This is a genomic window from Streptomyces sp. NPDC006368 (assembly GCF_040612535.1).
GTDB lineage: Bacteria > Actinomycetota > Actinomycetes > Streptomycetales > Streptomycetaceae > Streptomyces.
In genome coordinates, this window is the sequence record NZ_JBEXQK010000038.1 from 47,676 (window position 1) to 65,672 (window position 17,997).

Here is a 17,997-nt window from a genome sequence, read left to right on the forward strand (position 1 = left end):
ACCTTCGTGGATCACGAGAGTGAGCCAGCACGGGGGCGGCATCCAATCGGCTTCCGTCTACAGACTGTCGCAGGAAGAAGGGCAAGATGTCGGGCAAAGACCTGAATGTAACCAGTGGCGAACTCGTCAGCCTCGCGGGCAAGGTCCAGACGCTGCAGGACGAGCTGAACTCCCGCATCACCTCGCTCAACAGCGTGGTCGACCGGATCCAGGCGGGCTGGCAGGGCGCTGCCAGCAAGGAGTACGACGCGGCTCAGGACCGGCTCAACCGGCGCCTGCGGGGCATGCAGCAGGACCTCGAGAACCTCGAGAACCTCATCCGGATGAGCGCCGACGGCTTCGACGCGGAGGAGCAGGAGCGCCTGCGTTCCTTCCGGAACATGGAGCAGTCCAACGGCAACGAGAGCGCCATCCTCAGCATCTGAGCCCGGACATCACCCGCTGAATTTCGTCACCAGAGGAGACAGTCAATGACCACTGCCGTCAACTACGACACAGTGACCACGGCGGCCAGCGATGTCCGCGCCACCTCGTCCTACCTGAACGAGCAGCTCGAGACCCTGATGACGCACGTGCGCCGGGTCGCCGAGAACTGGGAGGGTGACGCCAAGGCCGCCTACCAGGAGCTCCAGCTCCAGCTCGCCCGCGACCTGTCCGGCATGAACCAGGACCTGGCCCACATCGCGCGCCTCCTGGACGAGTCGGTCATCGGCTACCGGGACACCGACAAGGGCAACGCCGCCCGGTTCCGCATGGCGCACTGACGCACATCGCGTCACCCACGCACATCGCGTCACCCACGCACGAGGGGGCTGCCCGCACCGGCGGGCAGCCCCCTTCGTCGTGCGCGCGACCCACCGGGTTCAGACGATGTCGAACTCCCCGTCCCGCGCCCCGAGTACGAACGCCCGCCACTCCGCCTCCGTGTACCGAAGGACGGTGTCCGGGTCCAGCGACGACCGCATCGCCACGGCCCCGCCCGGCAGATGGGCGATCTCCACCCGCTCCTCGTCCGGACTCGTACCCGGCGCGCCGTGCCACTCCACATCCGAGATGTCCAGCGCGTAGAGCTCTTCCTTCACGCGTTCCTTGTCGACTGCGTCAGCCATCGGCGGTCCCTTCGCGGTGGTACGTACGAGCTTCGGCGGTCACACTATGGCAGTTCACCGGTACCGGATGAGCTGGAATCCGCTTGCGGCCACCTCGTTGAGGTCCATGATCGGATCGGCTGAACCATCGACCACTCCGGTGCCGCCCTGAGACCGGTAGCCGGTCAGCAGCAGCCCCACCGACTCCCGACCGCTGCCGTCCACCCGCCGCACCCGGATCAGCGCTCGCGCCCCGACGGGGAAGGCGCCCTCATCGAGGAGCGACCCCCACTCGGCGTGCTGTTCGGCGGCCCACAGCCCGCCCCGGTCGTCCAGCGGCACCAGGACCGCGCTGCTGCGGAAGTCGGCCAGCCGCTCCAGAGCCGCCTCCCGCGCCCCCTCGACCCCCGCGTCGCACGCGCCACCGTCCGGCGCCTCGCGACCCGCGTCACCCGCGCCACCCGCGCCACCCGCGCCACCCACGCCGTCCGACGCCCTCCGTGAGGCGCCGGGCGGCCTCGCTCCTGACCCGGCCCCAGAGTTCCTCGAAACCCCTGTCCGCGTCCATGTCGGTCCCCCGCTCCTACCGGTCCGGCATCCATCCCAGCTGCACCAGCGGCGTGCCGCGCTTGCGCGACACGAACGTGCCGCGCCCCGGCGGCATCGGACGCGCCCGTACGCCGCCGAGGATGTCGCCCTCCTGCGGGTCGCCGGACATCACGACACCCTGCGCGCCGAGCTCCTTCATGCGCTGCATGAACGGCTCGTACATCGCGCGGGAGGCGCCCGCCGCGCTGCGCGCCACGATGAACCGGATGCCGACGTCCCGCGCGAACGGCAGGTTCTCCACCAGCACCGACAGCGGATTGCCCGAGCTCGTCGCCACCAGTTCGTAGTCGTCGATCAGCACGAACAGCTGCGGGCCCGTCCACCAGCTGCGGTCGCGCAGCTGCTGCGGGGTGATGTCCGGCTTCGGCGCCCGCTTCTCCATCACCGTGTTGATCGCATCCATGTGCATCTGCATGGCGGACGCCATCGGCGCGTACTCCAGCAGGTGCGAGGGCGCCACGGCCTCCAGCATCGTGCGCCGGTAGTCACCGACCACGATCCGCGCCTGCTCCGGCGTGTACCGCTCGCACAGCTGCTTGGCGATCAGGCGCAGCAACGCCGTCTTGCCGGACTCGCTCTCGCCGAAGACCATGAAGAACGGGTCGGTCTCGAAGTCGACGAACACCGGCTCCAGGTTCGTCTCGTCGATACCGATCGCGATGCCGTGCTGCGGGAACTCGAACCCCTTCGGCAGCTGCTCGGCCGGCAGCTTGCGCGGCAGCAGCCGCACACCCGGCGCCGCCGGGCCCGCCCAGGCGCTCTTCACCGCCCGCACGAACGCCGCCGTGCCCTCCGACAGGTCCTCCGCGCTGCTGGAGCCGTCGATACGCGGCAGCGCCCCCATGAAGTGCAGCCTCTCCGGGACCTGGCCACGGCCCGGCACACCGGGCGGCACGTTCGCCGCGACCTTCCGGTCGAACTCGGAGTCCATGACGTCGCCGAGCCGCAGCTCCAGCCGCCCCAGCATCTGGTCCTTGAGCGCCGCCCGCACCTCCATGTACCGGGCGGCGGTGACCACGACATGGATGCCGTAGCCCAGACCGCGCGCGGCGATGTCCGAGACGACGGGCTCGAGCATGTCGTAGTCGTTCTTGAACTGACCCCAGCCGTCGATGACCAGGAACACGTCCCCCCACGCCTCGCCCGGCAGTTCACCCGCCGCGCGCTTGCGCCGGTAGGTGGAGATCGAGTCGATGCCGTTGGAACGGAAGAACTCCTCGCGCCGGTTCAGTACGCCCATGACCTCCGCGACCGTACGCCGCACCCGCTCGGGGTCCAGCCGGGAGGCGACCCCGCCCACATGCGGCAGGTCCGCGAGCGCCGCCATACCGCCACCGCCGAAGTCCAGCGCGTAGAACTGCACCTCCCGCGGGGTGTGGGTGAGCGCGAACGCCGAGATCAGCGTCCGCATCAGCGTCGACTTACCGGACTGCGGACCGCCGACCACCATCATGTGGCCCGCCGCACCCGAGAAGTCCCGGTACAGCACCTCACGCCGCTGCTCGAACGGCTTGTCGATCAGACCCAGCGGCACGGTCAGCCCGCCCGGCCGGGTGTACTCGGTCGCCGTGAGCCCGCGCTCGGCGGTCGGCGCGAGGCCCGGCAGCAGGTGGTCCAGCGTCGGCGCCTGGTCCAGCGGCGGCAGCCACACCTGGTGGGCGGGCACACCCTGCCCCTCAAGCCGCCGCACGATCACATCGAGCACCGTGTCGGCCAGCGCGTCGTCCTCCTCACCCCGTGAGGAGGCCAGGTGCGCCGGGTCGGGCGCGGCGTACACCACCGGCACCGGAGTGGCCGTGAAGACGGCCGGACGCCGCTCGATCGGCAGCTGGTCCGCCGACAGCCGCGGCCCTCCCGTGCGGTACGTGCCCGAGACGTACGCCGCCTTGAAGCGGGTCATCTCCTCCGTACCGAACTTCAGATAGCCCGAGCCGGGCACCGACGGCAGGTGGTACGCGTCGGGCACACCGATCGCCGTGCGCGACTCGGCCGCCGAGAAGGTCCGCAGACCGATCCGGTACGACAGGTACGTGTCCAGGCCGCGCAGCTTGCCCTCCTCCAGGCGCTGCGAGGCGAGCAGCAGATGCACACCCAGCGACCGGCCGATACGGCCGATCTGGATGAACATGTCGATGAAGTCCGGCTTGGCCGTGAGGAGTTCGGAGAACTCGTCGATGACCAGGACCAGCGAGGCCAGCGGCTCCAGCGGGGCACCCGCCGCACGCGCCTTCTCGTAGTCGTGGATGTTGGCGTAGTTGCCCGCCGAGCGCAGCAGCTCCTGCCGCCGCTGCAACTCTCCGCGGATCGCGTCACCCATGCGGTCGACGAGCGTCAGGTCGTCGGCGAGGTTGGTGATGACGGCGGCGACGTGCGGCATCTGCGACATGCCCGCGAACGTCGCACCACCCTTGAAGTCCGCCAGGACGAAGTTCAGCGTCTCCGACGAGTGCGTCACCGCGAGCCCGAGCACCAGCGTCCGCAGCAGCTCCGACTTTCCGGAACCCGTCGCACCCACGCACAGCCCGTGCGGGCCCATGCCCTCCTGCGCCGCCTCCTTGAGGTCCAGCATCACCGGCTGGCCGTCCTCGCCGACACCGATCGGCACCCGCAGCCGCTCGGCCGTCGACCGGGGCCGCCAGGTGCGGGCGACGTCCACCGACGCCGCGTCGCCCAGGTTCAGCAGATCGGTGAAGTCCAGGTTGGCGAGCAGAGGTTCGTCGTCGTCGCCCCCGCCCGTCCGCAGCGGCGCCAGCTGCCGGGCCAGCGCCTCGGCGGCCGGCAGCGACAGCCCGTCCGGCACGCCCTCGTACGCGAAGCCGGACCCCGACTCCAGGCGCAGCCTCCCGGGCCGTACGACGACGGAAAGCCCCCCGCGCGGCTCGTCCAGCTCCCCGGAGACCACCTCCACGATGGTGACGCCCTGGAGGCCCTCGGCCGCCGCGAACAGCGAGTCCGGCGGGACCATCCCCCCGTCCAGGACGACCACGACGTGCGGCTGGTCCAGCACCGGCTGGCTGTCCCGGCCGAACCGCGGGCGCCCGTCCAGCTTGGCGCGCAGCATCTGCTCCAGCTCACCGAGGTCGTCACCGAACAACCGCTTCGTACCGGCCCCGTCGACCTGCCCGGGCACCTGCGTGTGCGGCAGCCACTTCGTCCAGTCCCAGCGCGGTACGGCGCCGGGCGCGGCCACCACCGCGACCATCAGGTCCTCGGGGGAGTGCAGCGTCACCAACTGCGCGACCAGCGCCCGCGCCGCGGCCTGCGCCGACTCCGGCTCCCCGGACACCGTCACGTGGTAGAACGCCCGCATCGACACGGCCATCGGCAGCCCGTCCAGCGAGCCGTGCACGGCCAGGAACTGCTGCATGGCGCCCGCGCACAGCGGCTCCAGCTCGTCGACCGGAGCCGTCTCGGGCGCTATCAGCGGTGTGGACAGCTGCTGCGCGCCGAGCCCGACCCGCACCTGACCGAAGTCCTTGTCACCGACGCGCCGTTCCCACACCCGCGAGCCCTCGGCCACCACCGACCACAGCTGTTCGGGGGAGGGGTGCAGATACAGCTGGGCATCGCGCTGCGCGCGGGCGGTCTTGCGGACCGTACGCCGCGTCTGCGCGAGGTATTTGAGGTAGTCGCGCCGCACATCGGCAATTTGCCCCTGCGTACCGCGCCGGTGGCGCACCAGCTGGGCGATCACCATCGCGACCGTCGACACCAGCATCAGGACACCCATGATCCGCATGAACGGATGGGAGTTCGGCATGAAGAAGAACACCACCGACGAGCCCATGCCGAGCAGCGGCAGAAGCTGCATCAGCATGCCCTCCTGCTGGCCCCTCGGCAGCTCCGGCGGAGCCTCCAGGGTCAGCTCCTCGGTGGGCACTTCCGGCGGAAGGGACCTCGGCGGGCGTTTGACGACGATCTGGCTCACCGGAGCATCAATCCCTTGGATACGGACGGAAGTCGGAAGGCAGGTTCCGCACCGGCGCCCCCGCGACAGCTCTGTTGGCGGATGTTGGCGGACTTCGCTCCGCGCGACGGTGATCCTACTTGCAGGCGCTGACACCACCGCCCGGTAGGGTGGCGCGCGCACCGTGCGCAACCGCGAATCAGGGGGTCCAGACACGTGAGTACGACCGCAGCGACCGGCTTCTGCCGCGTCACCGTCGTGGCGCCGGACAGCCGCATCGATGTCGCTCTCCCCGAGGACATCGCCGTCGCCGACGTCTACCCGGAGATCCTGCGGCTCACCGGCCAGACCCAGGCGGCCGGCACCCCCACCGGCTACCACCTCGTGCGCCGCGACGGCACCGTCCTCGACAGCGCCCGCTCCCTCGCCGCCCAGCAGGTCCTGGACGGCGAGGTGCTCTCCCTGCGGCCGTTCGCCGAGTCGCTGCCGCCCGCCGTCTACGACGACGTCTCCGACGCCGTCGCCTCCGCCGTCACCCGCGACCGCCACCTGTGGAGCGACGACCTGCTGCGCGGCGCCGGCCTGATCGGCGGCGTCCTGCTGCTCGTCCTCATGGGCTTCGTGCTCTGGTTCGCCGACCCGCTGCGCCACGACATGCACAGCCTGCCCGGCATCATCGCGGGCGCCGCCGGCCTCCTGCTGACCGCCTTCGCGGGCGTCCGGGCCCGGGTCTACGGCGACCGCACCACCGCCGTCGCGCTCGGCCTGGGCGCGCTGCCGCTGCTGCTCATCGCGGGCTCCGGCATCATCGGCCCGGACGCCGGCCAGGGGCCGGGTCGGCTGCAGTTCCTGCTCGGCTGTGTGACCGTCCTGGTCGCCTCCGTCGCCCTCGTCGCGCTCACCCCCAGCGGCGACGCCCCCTTCGTCGCCGCCACCTTCCTCGCCACCGTCGGCACCATCGCCACCTTCGTGGCCATCCTCACCGAGGCCACCGCCACCGAGACCGCCGCCGTCTGCGCCCCCGTCGCCATCGGCCTGGTCGCCTTCCTGCCCGGCCTCTCCGCCCGCTTCGCGCGCCTCCCCATCGGATACGCCTCACCGCGCTCCGCCACGACCGGCTACGACGACACCTTCGCCGACCCGAACGAGACCCCCGAGGCCCAGCCTGTCGACGCCGAGCGCATCGCGCTCCAGACCCGCCGCGGCCACGAGATGCTGCTCGGCCTGGTCGGCGGCTGCGCGGCCGTCGTCGTGGGCTCCGCCGCCGTCCTGGGCTTCGCCGGAAACATCTGGGGCCAGTTCCTCGCCCTCTCCGCCGGCCTCGCGATGCTGCTGCGCGCCCGCCTCTTCCGCTACACCTCGCAGGTCGCGTGCACCCTGGTCGCCGGCATCGCCGCCATCGCCCTGCTGATCCTCGGCCTGTCCCTGAACCCGCCCGCCGACCTCGTCAAGGACCTGATCATGTACGGGGACCGGGGCGGCCTGGACATCCGTACGGTCTGGCTCACCGCCGCCGTCGCCGCCGGCGCGGCCCTGATCACCGCCATCGGCCTGATCATCCCGAAGAAGGGCCTCTCGCCCTTCTGGGGCCGCCTGCTGGACCTCGCGGAGGGGGCGGTGCTGCTCTCCCTGGTCCCCTTCTGCCTGGCCGTCCTGGACGTCTTCAACGCCGCCCGCTCCCTGACCAGCAAGTAAGAAGGACCCTCCCGGGGCTGGTACGCTGTGTGACGGCCGTTTGTGTACGCGATTCCCGGAGCCTCTGACTCTGGAGTCCAGCGCCCATCGTGCCTTCGCCTCCGAGTCACGGAAGCTCCCCTGAGATCAAGACCAGGGGCACTCGCAGGCGCATCGAACACCAAGAGGAGTACCGAGTGTCTCTCGACGCCGCTACGAAGAAGCAGATCATGGCCGAGTTCGGCACCAAGGAGGGCGACACCGGCTCCCCCGAGGTCCAGGTCGCGATGCTCTCCCGCCGTATCTCGGACCTGACCGAGCACCTCAAGACGCACAAGCACGACCACCACTCCCGTCGTGGTCTGCTGATCCTGGTCGGCCAGCGCCGCCGTCTGCTGCAGTACCTGGCCAAGAAGGACATCCAGCGCTTCCGCGCCCTGGTCGACCGCCTCGGCATCCGCCGCGGTGCGGCCGGCGGTGCCAAGTAAGACGCCGTGAAGGGAGCGGTTCCCACTCTGGGGAGCCGCTCCCTTTGCTGTACGCGCGGCACGAACCGTACGTGCGTACGCCTGTACGTGCTGTGATCGGAATGCCAACCTGGGCCCAAGCTCAGTAATCTGGTCGCACAACGCAATAACGGATAGCCCATAAATGCCGTAAGGCTGGATAAAAGCCAGTCAACGGCAACACGGAGGGGCGCCCCTCGCCGTCGCCGGTCCTCGGTAGTGGCCCCCGGGATGCATCACCCCGGGTGCTTCGATCGAAGACCGGCCCGCACACAAGGCGCGCTTCTCCGCCACCGTCCCCCGCCACACGGGTGTTCCGGGGACGCAAAGACGACAAGCAAACGGAGAAATCGCTAGTGGAGAACGAGACCCACTACGCCGAAGCCGTCATTGACAACGGCTCCTTCGGCACCCGCACCATCCGCTTCGAGACGGGCCGCCTGGCCAAGCAGGCCGCCGGCTCCGCCGTGGCGTACCTGGACGACGACACCATGGTTCTGTCGGCCACCACCGCCTCCAAGAAGCCCAAGGACCAGCTCGACTTCTTCCCCCTCACGGTGGACGTCGAGGAGCGGATGTACGCGGCCGGCAAGATCCCCGGCTCCTTCTTCCGCCGGGAAGGCCGCCCCTCCGAGGACGCCATCCTCACCTGCCGCCTGATCGACCGCCCGCTGCGCCCCTCCTTCAAGAAGGGCCTGCGCAACGAGATCCAGATCGTCGAGACGATCATGGCGCTCAACCCCGACCACCTGTACGACGTGGTCGCCATCAACGCCGCCTCCTGCTCCACGCAGCTGGCCGGCCTGCCCTTCTCCGGCCCGATCGGCGGCACGCGTGTCGCCCTGATCAAGGGCCAGTGGGTCGCGTTCCCGACGCACACCGAGCTCGAGGACGCCGTCTTCGACATGGTCGTCGCCGGTCGCGTCCTGGAGGACGGCGACGTCGCGATCATGATGGTCGAGGCCGAGGCCACCGAGAAGACCATCCAGCTCGTCAAGGACGGCGCCGAGGCCCCCACCGAGGAGGTCGTCGCCGCCGGTCTCGAGGCCGCGAAGCCCTTCATCAAGGTCCTCTGCAAGGCCCAGGCCGACCTGGCCGCCAAGGCCGCCAAGCCGGTCGGCGAGTTCCCGGTCTTCCTCGAGTACCAGGACGACGTCCTGGAGGCGCTCACCGCCGCCGTCAAGTCGGAGCTGTCGCAGGCGCTGACCATCGCCGGCAAGCAGGAGCGCGAGGCCGAGCTGGACCGCGTCAAGGAGATCGCCGCCGAGAAGCTGCTCCCGCAGTTCGAGGGCCGCGAGAAGGAGATCTCCGCCGCGTACCGCGCGCTGACCAAGAAGCTGGTCCGCGAGCGCGTCATCAAGGACAAGGTCCGCATCGACGGCCGCGGGATCACGGACATCCGTACCCTCGCCGCCGAGGTCGAGGCCATCCCGCGCGTGCACGGCTCGGCGCTGTTCGAGCGTGGCGAGACCCAGATCCTGGGCGTCACCACCCTCAACATGCTCCGCATGGAGCAGCAGCTGGACACCCTCTCCCCGGTGACCCGCAAGCGCTACATGCACAACTACAACTTCCCGCCGTACTCCGTCGGCGAGACCGGCCGCGTCGGCTCCCCCAAGCGCCGCGAGATCGGCCACGGCGCGCTCGCCGAGCGCGCGATCGTGCCGGTCCTGCCGACGCGCGAGGAGTTCCCGTACGCGATCCGTCAGGTGTCCGAGGCCCTCGGCTCCAACGGCTCGACGTCCATGGGCTCGGTCTGCGCCTCCACCATGTCGCTGCTGAACGCCGGTGTGCCGCTCAAGGCCCCCGTCGCCGGTATCGCCATGGGTCTGATCTCCCAGGAGATCGACGGCGAGACGCACTACGTCGCCCTCACCGACATCCTCGGTGCGGAGGACGCGTTCGGCGACATGGACTTCAAGGTCGCCGGTACGAAGGAGTTCGTCACCGCCCTCCAGCTCGACACCAAGCTGGACGGCATCCCGGCCTCCGTCCTGGCCGCGGCCCTCAAGCAGGCCCGCGACGCCCGCCTCCACATCCTCGACGTGATGATGGAAGCGATCGACCGCCCGGACGAGATGTCCCCCAACGCCCCGCGGATCATCACCGTCAAGATCCCCGTGGACAAGATCGGTGAGGTCATCGGCCCCAAGGGCAAGATGATCAACCAGATCCAGGAGGACACCGGCGCCGAGATCACGATCGAGGACGACGGCACCATCTACATCGGTGCCCAGGTCGGCTCGCAGGCCGAGGCCGCCCGCGCCACGATCAACGGCATCGCCAACCCGACCATGCCGGAGGTCGGCGAGCGCTACCTGGGTACGGTCGTCAAGACCACCACCTTCGGCGCGTTCGTCTCCCTGCTCCCGGGCAAGGACGGTCTGCTGCACATCTCGCAGATCCGCAAGCTGGCCGGTGGCAAGCGCGTGGAGAACGTCGAGGACGTGCTCGCGGTCGGCTCCAAGGTCCAGGTCGAGATCGCCGAGATCGACCAGCGCGGCAAGCTCTCCCTCATCCCCGTGCTCGCGGACGAGGACGCCACGGCCGCCGCCGACGACGACAAGAAGGACGACACCGACCAGTGACGTCCCGTAGTTCCACGACGACGGCCCGCACCTCCTCGGAGGCGCGGGCCGTCGCCCGTACCCAAACGCTCCTCAAGGGCAAGGACGGCATCGGCACCGTCCGCCGCACCACCCTCCCCGGTGGCCTGCGCATCGTCACCGAGACCCTGCCCTCCGTCCGCTCCGCCACCTTCGGCATCTGGGCGCACGTCGGCTCCCGCGACGAGACGCCCGCCCTCAACGGAGCCACCCACTACCTCGAACACCTCCTCTTCAAGGGCACGCACCGGCGCAGCGCCCTCGACATCTCCTCCGCCATCGACGCGGTCGGCGGCGAGATGAACGCCTTCACGGCGAAGGAGTACACCTGCTACTACGCGCGCGTGCTCGACACCGACCTGCCGCTCGCCATCGACGTCGTGTGCGACATGCTCACCGGCTCGCTGATCCTGGAGGAGGACGTCGACGCCGAGCGCGGTGTCATCCTCGAGGAGATCGCGATGACCGAGGACGACCCGGGTGACGTCGTCCACGACCTGTTCGCCAGGACGATGTTCGGCGAGAGCCCCCTGGGCCGCCCGGTCCTCGGCACCGTCGACACCATCGAGGCGCTGTCGGCCGACCGCATCCGCCGCTTCTACAAGAAGCACTACGACCCCACGCACCTGGTCGTCGCCGCCGCCGGCAACGTCGACCACGCCACGGTCGTACGCCAGGTCCGCCGCGCCTTCGAGAAGGCCGGCGCCCTCACCCGTACCGACGCCGCGCCCGTCGCCCCGCGCGGGGGCCACCGCACCCTCCGTACGGCGGGCCGCGTCGAGCTGCTCAACCGCCGCACCGAGCAGGCCCACGTCGTCCTCGGCATGCCGGGCCTCGCCCGCACCGACGAACGCCGCTGGGCCATGGGCGTCCTGAACACCGCCCTCGGCGGCGGGATGTCCTCGCGCCTCTTCCAGGAGGTCCGCGAGAAGCGCGGCCTGGCGTACAGCGTCTACTCGTACACCTCGGGCTTCGCCGACTGCGGCCTGTTCGGCGTGTACGCGGGCTGCCGGCCCAGCCAGGTCCACGACGTCCTGAAGATCTGCCGGGACGAGCTGGACCGGGTCGCGTGCGAAGGCCTGTCCGACGACGAGATCAGCCGCGCCATCGGTCAGCTCTCCGGCTCCACCGTCCTCGGCCTGGAGGACACCGGCGCCCTGATGAACCGCATCGGCAAGAGCGAGCTGTGCTGGGGCGACCAGATGTCGGTCGACGACATGCTCGCCCGCATGGCGGCCGTCACCCCCGACGACGTACGGGACGTCGCCGCCGAGCTCCTCGGCCGGCGCCCGTCGCTGTCGGTGATCGGACCCCTGAAGGACAAGCAGGCGGACCGCCTCCACGACGTGGTCGCCTGACGACACTCATGACCGAACCGAAGGAAGTACGCGCATGAGCAGCAAGCTGCGGGTCGCGGTGATCGGCGCCAAGGGACGCATCGGTTCCGAAGCCGTCCGCGCCGTCCAGGCCGCCGACGACATGGAACTGGTCGCGGCGCTCGGCCGGGGCGACAAGCTGGAGATCCTCGCGGAGACCGGCGCCCAGGTCGCGGTGGAGCTCACCACCCCCGCCTCCGTCATGGGCAACCTCGACTTCTGCGTACGCCACGGCATCCACGCCGTCGTCGGCACGACCGGCTGGACGGAGGAGCGCCTCACGCAGCTGAACAACTGGCTGGAGGCCTCCCCGGACACCGGTGTCCTGATCGCGCCGAACTTCTCGATCGGAGCGGTCCTCACCATGAAGTTCGCGGCCCAGGCAGCCCGCTACTTCGAGTCGGTCGAGGTCGTCGAGCTCCACCACCCGAACAAGGTGGACGCCCCCTCCGGCACCGCCACCCGCACCGCCCAGCTGATCGCCGCCGCCCGCGCCGAGGCGGGTCGCGCCCCGCAGCCCGACGCGACGACGACGGCCCTGGACGGCGCGCGCGGCGCGGACGTCGACGGCGTCCCGGTCCACGCCGTCCGCCTCAGGGGGCTGCTGGCCCACCAGGAGGTGCTGCTCGGCGGCGAGGGCGAAACCCTGACGATCCGTCATGACTCGCTGCACCACAGCAGCTTCATGCCGGGCATCCTGCTCGGCGCCCGTCGTGTGGTGACCACTCCCGGCCTGACGTTCGGCCTGGAAAACTTCCTCGATCTGAACTGACATGCGCGCGAAGATCACGTACTTCATCACGGCAGCCGTCCTGGTCGTCTACTTCGTCCTGGTCGGCAGCCGTGGCGTGATGCTGATCCAGCAGGGCACCGCGCTGACCGTCACCTTCGGTGGCGCGGTGCTCATCCTGCCGGTCATCGGCGTCTGGTTCCTGTGGAAGAACACCCAGTTCGTCACCAAGGCCAACCGCCTCGCGGCCGAGCTCGAAGCCGAAGGCGGCCTGCCGGTCGACGACTTGAAGCGCACGCCCGGCGGTCGCATCGACCGCGAGTCGGCCGACGCGGTCTTCGCCCGGCGGCGCGAGGAGACCGAGGACTCCCCGGACGACTGGCGCTGCTGGTTCCGCCTCGCGGTCGCCTACCACGACGCCCGCGACACCCCGCGCGCCCGCAAGGCGATGCAACGCGCGATCGCCCTCCACGAGGGCCGCCCCGCCAGTTCCTAGCGGGTCCGCTCAGTCCTTGGGGGCGTACTCCGCGCTCCAGGCCTCGACCGCGTCGGCCGCCCGGTCGAACGCCTCGACCCGCGCCAGGAAGTCCGCGCTGTGATCGGTGAGCAGCGTCAGCTGCTCACCACCCTGGCGTACGAGAACGAGAGCCTGCCCCTGCACGACGGTGCGCGGCAGCCCGAGCAACCGCACGGGCTGCTGCACCGTCCGTACGCCGGAGACCCGCCCCCACGGCAGGGTCTCCGTACGGAGGAACGCCACGCGCCGCACGCCCTCCCGGCTCACCCAGGTGCCGATGCGCAGCAGCCGCAGCGCGGCGGCGATCACCAGCGCGGCCACACCCAGGCAGACCAGCCCACCGACCGCCGTCCCCGCGAACGCGGTGATCATCGCCGCCAGCAGCACGAACGAGGCGAGCAGCAGCGCGACCGCCGCGGCTCCCACGCGCCATGGGCCCGGACGGTACGGACGGCGCCACTGATCGTGGTCCTCGAAGGGAAGCGCGACGTCCTCGTCGGTGTCGAAAGCACGGTCCGCCGTCAGGAAGGGCAGGGGCACGACTGATCCTCACTCATACGCACGCTCGATGGGGCTGTGCCCGGTGAGGCTACCCAGCACCTCCACCACCGGCCACCTCAGGGGGGCCGTACGGCCGTCAGCGCCCCTGGGAGGCTTCGGACTGCTGTGTGCGGCCGGCGGACGGGCCGCTGTCCAGGGCCGGAAGCCCGAAGAGCAGGGATCCCACCAGCCCGGCCACGACGGTCAGCCCGACCAGCGTACGGCCGGCGACCTCCGGCAGACTCGAACGCCGGCGCGGCGGAGGGGTGACGTTACTGCGGAAGCGGTCGGCCTCGGCGACGAACGCGAACGGGACTGCCTCACGCCGGCGGAGCATGTGAGAACCCTCCTTGGGACTCGTGATGGTCACTGCTACAGAGTCAGACGTATGAAGCAGCGGTTCGGTGCCCGGTTTCCCTGGACTGATCGAACAATGTCCCTGGCCATGGGATGTCGGTGCCGGGCCGTAGAGTGGGCGCCGCCCGAGCGATGCAATTGGAAGGACCGCGCCGGTGACCGACACCCCCGCCGAAGACCTCAAGCCCAGCTTCCGCAGCGATGTGACCGTCGAGCTGGTCAAGCACAGCGCCGCCGACTCCGACGTCCTGTGGGCCGCCCGCGTCTCCACGGCCGGTGAGCAGTCGCTGGAGGAGCTGCGGAAGGACCCGGAGCGCTCCAAGGGCCTGATCAACTTCCTGATGCGGGACCGGCACGGCAGCCCCTTCGAGCACAATTCCATGACGTTCTTCATCAGCGCCCCGATCTTCGTCTTCCGCGAGTTCATGCGGCACCGCGTGGGCTGGTCGTACAATGAGGAGTCCGGCCGCTACCGGGAGCTCCAGCCGGTGTTCTACGTCCCCGACGCCTCCCGCAAGCTGGTCCAGGAGGGCCGCCCCGGCAAGTACGTCTTCGTCGAGGGCACCGAGGAGCAGCAGGAGCTCGTCAGCCGCACGATGGAGTCCTCCTACATCCAGGCGTACGAGGCGTACCAGGAGATGCTCGCCGCCGGCGTCGCCCGCGAGGTGGCCCGCGCGGTCCTCCCGGTCGGCCTGTTCTCCTCGATGTACGCCACGTGCAACGCCCGCTCGCTGATGCACTTCCTCGGTCTGCGCACCCAGCACGAGCTGGCCAAGGTGCCGTCCTTCCCGCAGCGGGAGATCGAGATGGTCGGCGAGAAGATGGAAGAGCACTGGGCGCGCCTGATGCCGCTCACGTACGCCGCCTTCAACGCCAACGGCCGCGTCGCCCCATAAGCCGCAGACGGCGCTGTGCGGACACCGCCCGGACACAGCCCGGCACAGGTGTACGGATCGGTCGCCCGAAGTGTCCGTATTGCGGCGTTCCGAGAAGTTCATCTAGGCTGATCAAACGGACCCGGCACTGCTTGAACCCCCGAGCAGGCAGTGCCGGGCTCCACTCCCCGCGTCCCCCCGAGGGGACGCGCCGCGCTGAGCAGCGAGTAGCGTGTTACCCATGGCTCCGATCTCGACTCCGCAGACCCCCTTCGGGCGGGTCCTCACCGCTATGGTCACGCCCTTCACGGCGGAGGGCGCACTCGACCTCGACGGCGCTCAGCGGCTCGCCGCCCATCTGGTGGACGCAGGCAACGACGGCCTGGTCGTCAACGGCACCACCGGCGAGTCCCCGACCACCGGCGACGCGGAGAAAGAGCAGCTCGTACGAGCCGTCCTGGAAGCCGTGGGCGACCGCGCCCACGTCGTGGCCGGCATCGGAACCAACGACACCCACCACTCCCTCGAACTGGCCCGCGCCGCGGAGCGCGCCGGCGCGCACGGCCTGCTCGCGGTCACGCCGTACTACAACAAGCCCCCTCAGGAGGGCCTGTACCGCCATTTCACCGCCATCGCGGACGCCACCGGCCTCCCGGTGATGCTGTACGACATCCCCGGCCGCAGCGGCGTCCCCATCGACACCGAGACGATCGTCCGTCTCGCCGACCACCCCCGCATCGTCGCCAACAAGGACGCCAAGGGCGACCTCGGCCGCGCCAGCTGGGCCATCGCCCGCTCCGGCCTCGCCTGGTACTCCGGTGACGACATGCTCAACCTCCCGCTGCTCTCCGTGGGCGCCGTCGGCTTCGTATCCGTCGTCGGCCACGTCGTCACCCCGGAGCTCCGGGCCCTCCTCGACGCCCACCTCACCGGTGACGTCCAGAAGGCCACCGAGATCCACCAGCAGCTGCTCCCGGTCTTCACGGGCATGTTCCGCACGCAGGGCGTGATCACCACCAAGGCGGCCCTGGCCCTCCAGGGCCTCCCCGCCGGCCCCCTGCGCCTGCCGCTCGTGGAGCTGTCCCCGGAGGAAACGGCACAGCTCAAGATCGACCTCGCCGCGGGCGGGGTACAGCTGTAGTCACAGACTTCATAACTGAATACGAACCCAAGAACTGACAACAGCAAGTGCACGAATGTCATGCGCGCCACGTGCCCAAGCGGTACGTGGCGTGCGTGGTGAGGAGAGTCTTTTGAGTCATCCGCATCCTGAACTGGCCGCGCCCCCGAAGCTGCCCAAGGGCGGCCTGCGCGTCACCCCGCTCGGCGGTCTCGGCGAGATCGGCCGGAACATGACCGTCTTCGAGTACGACGGCCGACTGCTGATCGTCGACTGCGGCGTGCTGTTCCCGGAGGAGGAGCAGCCCGGCATCGACCTGATCCTGCCGGACTTCACCACCATCCGGGACCGCCTCGACGACATCGAGGGCATCGTGCTCACGCACGGCCACGAGGACCACATCGGCGGTGTCCCCTTCCTGCTCCGGCTGAAGCCGGACATCCCGCTGATCGGCTCCAAGCTGACCCTCGCCCTCATCGAGGCCAAGCTCCAGGAGCACCGCATCCGCCCGTACACCCTCGAAGTCGTCGAGGGCAACCGTGAGCGCCTGGGCCCGTTCGACTGCGAGTTCATCGCGGTCAACCACTCCATCCCGGACGCCCTGGCGGTCGCGATCCGCACCCCCGCGGGCATGGTCGTGCACACCGGCGACTTCAAGATGGACCAGCTCCCGCTGGACAACCGTCTGACCGACCTGCACGCCTTCGCCCGCCTCAGCGAGGAGGGCATCGACCTCCTGCTGTCGGACTCGACGAACGCCGAGGTCCCGGGCTTCACCGCGCACGAGCGTGACATCTCCAACGTCATGCGCACCGTTTTCGCGGGTGCCCAGAAGCGGATCATCGTGGCCAGCTTCGCCAGCCACGTCCACCGCATCCAGCAGATCCTCGACGCCGCCCACGAGTTCGGCCGCCGGGTCGCCTTCGTCGGCCGCTCGATGGTCCGCAACATGGGCATCGCCCGTGACCTGGGCTACCTGCGCGTCCCGCCGGGTCTGGTCGTCGACGTCAAGACCCTCGACGACCTCCCGGACCACGAGGTCGTGCTGGTCTGCACGGGCTCCCAGGGCGAGCCGATGGCGGCCCTGTCCCGCATGGCCAACCGGGACCACCAGATCCGCATCGTCCAGGGCGACACGGTGATCCTGGCGTCCTCGCTCATCCCGGGCAACGAGAACGCGGTCTACCGCGTGATCAACGGCCTCACCCGCTGGGGCGCCAACGTCATCCACAAGGGCAACGCCAAGGTCCACGTCTCGGGCCACGCCTCGGCCGGCGAGCTGCTGTACTTCTACAACATCTGCAAGCCGCGCAACCTCATGCCGGTCCACGGCGAGTGGCGCCACCTGCGCGCCAACGCCGAGCTCGGCGCCCTGACCGGCGTCCCCAAGGACCACATCGTCATCGCCGAGGACGGCGTGGTGGTCGACCTGGTCGAGGGCCGCGCCCGGATCGTCGGCAAGGTCCAGGCGGGTTACGTGTACGTCGACGGCCTCTCGGTCGGCGACGTCACCGAGACCTCCCTGAAGGACCGGCGCATCCTGGGCGAGGAGGGCATCATCTCGGTCTTCCTCGTCGTCGACTCCACGAGCGGCAAGATCACCGGTGGTCCGCACATCCACGCCCGAGGTTCCGGCATCGAGGACAACGCGTTCGACGCGGTCATCCCGAAGATCCAGGACGCCCTGTCCCGGTCGGCCGCCGACGGCGTCGCGGAACCGCACCAGCTCCAGCAGCTGATCCGGCGGACCGTCGGCAAGTGGGTGTCCGACACCTACCGTCGCCGGCCGATGATCCTGCCTGTGGTGGTTGAGGTCTGACGCTCCATCGGCTCGGACCTGGAGCGGGGCCCCCGATTTGCATCGGGGCGCCCCGCTCCAGTACGTTTACGGCTCCGCCTCCCCGGGAACCCGGCACATTCGTGCGCCAGACAGGGTGCCCGGGAAGACCCGGAAAACCGACTCAGAATCTCTGATAAAGTCGGAACCGCCGAAAGGCAAAGGCCCTCCAACGGCCACCGGAAACAGAATCCGAACCGGAAACGGAACGGAAAACGGATCTGGTAAGGTTGGAAACACGAAATACCGAAGGGA

At 69.8% G+C, this 17,997-nt stretch carries 16 protein-coding genes; 11 read left to right on the top strand and 5 right to left on the bottom strand.

Annotated elements, in window-relative coordinates; translation table 11 throughout:
* Window positions 1-86 precede the first annotated feature (86 nt).
* On the top strand, window positions 87-425 hold the full coding sequence (locus ABZZ38_RS23880; RefSeq protein WP_356743317.1) for a WXG100 family type VII secretion target: 339 nt from the start codon (window positions 87-89) through the stop codon (window positions 423-425).
* Window positions 426-470: 45 nt separating this feature from the next.
* The gene (locus ABZZ38_RS23885) at window positions 471-764 is read left to right on the top strand and encodes a WXG100 family type VII secretion target (RefSeq protein WP_356743321.1); all 294 of its coding nucleotides are present in this window, start codon (window positions 471-473) and stop codon (window positions 762-764) included.
* A 99-nt stretch (window positions 765-863) separates the two neighbouring features.
* On the opposite strand, the gene ABZZ38_RS23890 is transcribed toward ABZZ38_RS23885, so the two are convergent.
* The 3 genes from ABZZ38_RS23890 to eccCa all read right to left on the bottom strand — a co-directional run bounded on the left by ABZZ38_RS23890 (window position 864) and on the right by eccCa (window position 5,625).
* Window positions 864-1,109: a DUF397 domain-containing protein gene (locus tag ABZZ38_RS23890; RefSeq protein ID WP_356743323.1), complete on the bottom strand. Its 246-nt coding sequence runs from the start codon at window positions 1,107-1,109 to the stop codon at window positions 864-866.
* 54 nt (window positions 1,110-1,163) lie between these two features.
* Window positions 1,164-1,571, bottom strand: a complete 408-nt coding sequence (locus tag ABZZ38_RS23895) for a hypothetical protein (protein WP_356743326.1) — start codon at window positions 1,569-1,571, stop codon at window positions 1,164-1,166.
* A gap of 100 nt (window positions 1,572-1,671) precedes the next feature.
* Complete coding sequence (eccCa, locus tag ABZZ38_RS23900; protein ID WP_356743329.1) at window positions 1,672-5,625, bottom strand: type VII secretion protein EccCa; 3,954 nt, start codon at window positions 5,623-5,625, stop codon at window positions 1,672-1,674.
* A 195-nt stretch (window positions 5,626-5,820) separates the two neighbouring features.
* Between eccCa and eccD the strand changes: the two genes are divergently transcribed.
* From eccD to ABZZ38_RS23930, 6 genes are all read left to right on the top strand, one after another.
* Complete coding sequence (eccD, locus tag ABZZ38_RS23905; protein WP_356743331.1) at window positions 5,821-7,299, top strand: type VII secretion integral membrane protein EccD; 1,479 nt, start codon at window positions 5,821-5,823, stop codon at window positions 7,297-7,299.
* Window positions 7,300-7,475: 176 nt separating this feature from the next.
* Complete coding sequence (gene rpsO, locus ABZZ38_RS23910; RefSeq protein WP_003958228.1) at window positions 7,476-7,766, top strand: 30S ribosomal protein S15; 291 nt, start codon at window positions 7,476-7,478, stop codon at window positions 7,764-7,766.
* 374 nt (window positions 7,767-8,140) lie between these two features.
* Window positions 8,141-10,372: a polyribonucleotide nucleotidyltransferase gene (locus ABZZ38_RS23915; RefSeq protein ID WP_356743334.1), complete on the top strand. Its 2,232-nt coding sequence runs from the start codon at window positions 8,141-8,143 to the stop codon at window positions 10,370-10,372.
* Window positions 10,369-11,748 carry a pitrilysin family protein gene (locus ABZZ38_RS23920; RefSeq protein ID WP_356743336.1) on the top strand — a complete coding sequence of 460 codons (1,380 nt, stop codon included), beginning with the start codon at window positions 10,369-10,371 and terminating at the stop codon, window positions 11,746-11,748. Before ABZZ38_RS23915 ends, ABZZ38_RS23920 begins: the two co-directional genes overlap by 4 nt.
* Window positions 11,749-11,782: 34 nt before the next feature.
* A complete protein-coding gene (dapB, locus tag ABZZ38_RS23925; RefSeq protein WP_356743339.1) occupies window positions 11,783-12,538 on the top strand; it encodes a 4-hydroxy-tetrahydrodipicolinate reductase in 756 nt (251 codons plus the stop codon).
* A gap of 1 nt (window position 12,539) precedes the next feature.
* A complete protein-coding gene (locus tag ABZZ38_RS23930) occupies window positions 12,540-12,992 on the top strand; it encodes a tetratricopeptide repeat protein (RefSeq protein ID WP_356743341.1) in 453 nt (150 codons plus the stop codon).
* 9 nt (window positions 12,993-13,001) lie between these two features.
* On the opposite strand, the gene ABZZ38_RS23935 is transcribed toward ABZZ38_RS23930, so the two are convergent.
* Window positions 13,002-13,553, bottom strand: coding sequence for a hypothetical protein (locus ABZZ38_RS23935; RefSeq protein WP_356743343.1), 552 nt, complete (start codon window positions 13,551-13,553; stop codon window positions 13,002-13,004).
* 97 nt (window positions 13,554-13,650) lie between these two features.
* Entirely contained in the window at window positions 13,651-13,890 is a 240-nt protein-coding gene (locus ABZZ38_RS23940; protein ID WP_356743345.1) for a hypothetical protein, read from the bottom strand.
* Window positions 13,891-14,065: 175 nt separating this feature from the next.
* Between ABZZ38_RS23940 and thyX the strand changes: the two genes are divergently transcribed.
* From thyX to ABZZ38_RS23955, 3 genes are all read left to right on the top strand, one after another.
* The gene (gene thyX / locus ABZZ38_RS23945; protein ID WP_356743347.1) at window positions 14,066-14,806 is read left to right on the top strand and encodes an FAD-dependent thymidylate synthase; all 741 of its coding nucleotides are present in this window, start codon (window positions 14,066-14,068) and stop codon (window positions 14,804-14,806) included.
* A gap of 220 nt (window positions 14,807-15,026) precedes the next feature.
* On the top strand, window positions 15,027-15,926 hold the full coding sequence (gene dapA, locus ABZZ38_RS23950) for a 4-hydroxy-tetrahydrodipicolinate synthase (protein ID WP_356743349.1): 900 nt from the start codon (window positions 15,027-15,029) through the stop codon (window positions 15,924-15,926).
* Between the two features lie 112 nt (window positions 15,927-16,038).
* Window positions 16,039-17,724 carry a ribonuclease J gene (locus tag ABZZ38_RS23955; RefSeq protein ID WP_356743351.1) on the top strand — a complete coding sequence of 562 codons (1,686 nt, stop codon included), beginning with the start codon at window positions 16,039-16,041 and terminating at the stop codon, window positions 17,722-17,724.
* Window positions 17,725-17,997: the final 273 nt, after the last annotated feature.

Coding starts and splice junctions, on each gene's coding strand:
- ABZZ38_RS23940 (WP_356743345.1), bottom strand. CDS start 13,890: ATGCTCCGCCGGCGTGAGGCAGTCCCGTTCGCGTTCGTCGCCGAGGCC.
- ABZZ38_RS23930 (WP_356743341.1), top strand. CDS start 12,540: ATGCGCGCGAAGATCACGTACTTCATCACGGCAGCCGTCCTGGTCGTC.
- ABZZ38_RS23890 (WP_356743323.1), bottom strand. CDS start 1,109: ATGGCTGACGCAGTCGACAAGGAACGCGTGAAGGAAGAGCTCTACGCG.
- ABZZ38_RS23880 (WP_356743317.1), top strand. CDS start 87: ATGTCGGGCAAAGACCTGAATGTAACCAGTGGCGAACTCGTCAGCCTC.
- ABZZ38_RS23885 (WP_356743321.1), top strand. CDS start 471: ATGACCACTGCCGTCAACTACGACACAGTGACCACGGCGGCCAGCGAT.
- dapB (WP_356743339.1), top strand. CDS start 11,783: ATGAGCAGCAAGCTGCGGGTCGCGGTGATCGGCGCCAAGGGACGCATC.
- dapA (WP_356743349.1), top strand. CDS start 15,027: ATGGCTCCGATCTCGACTCCGCAGACCCCCTTCGGGCGGGTCCTCACC.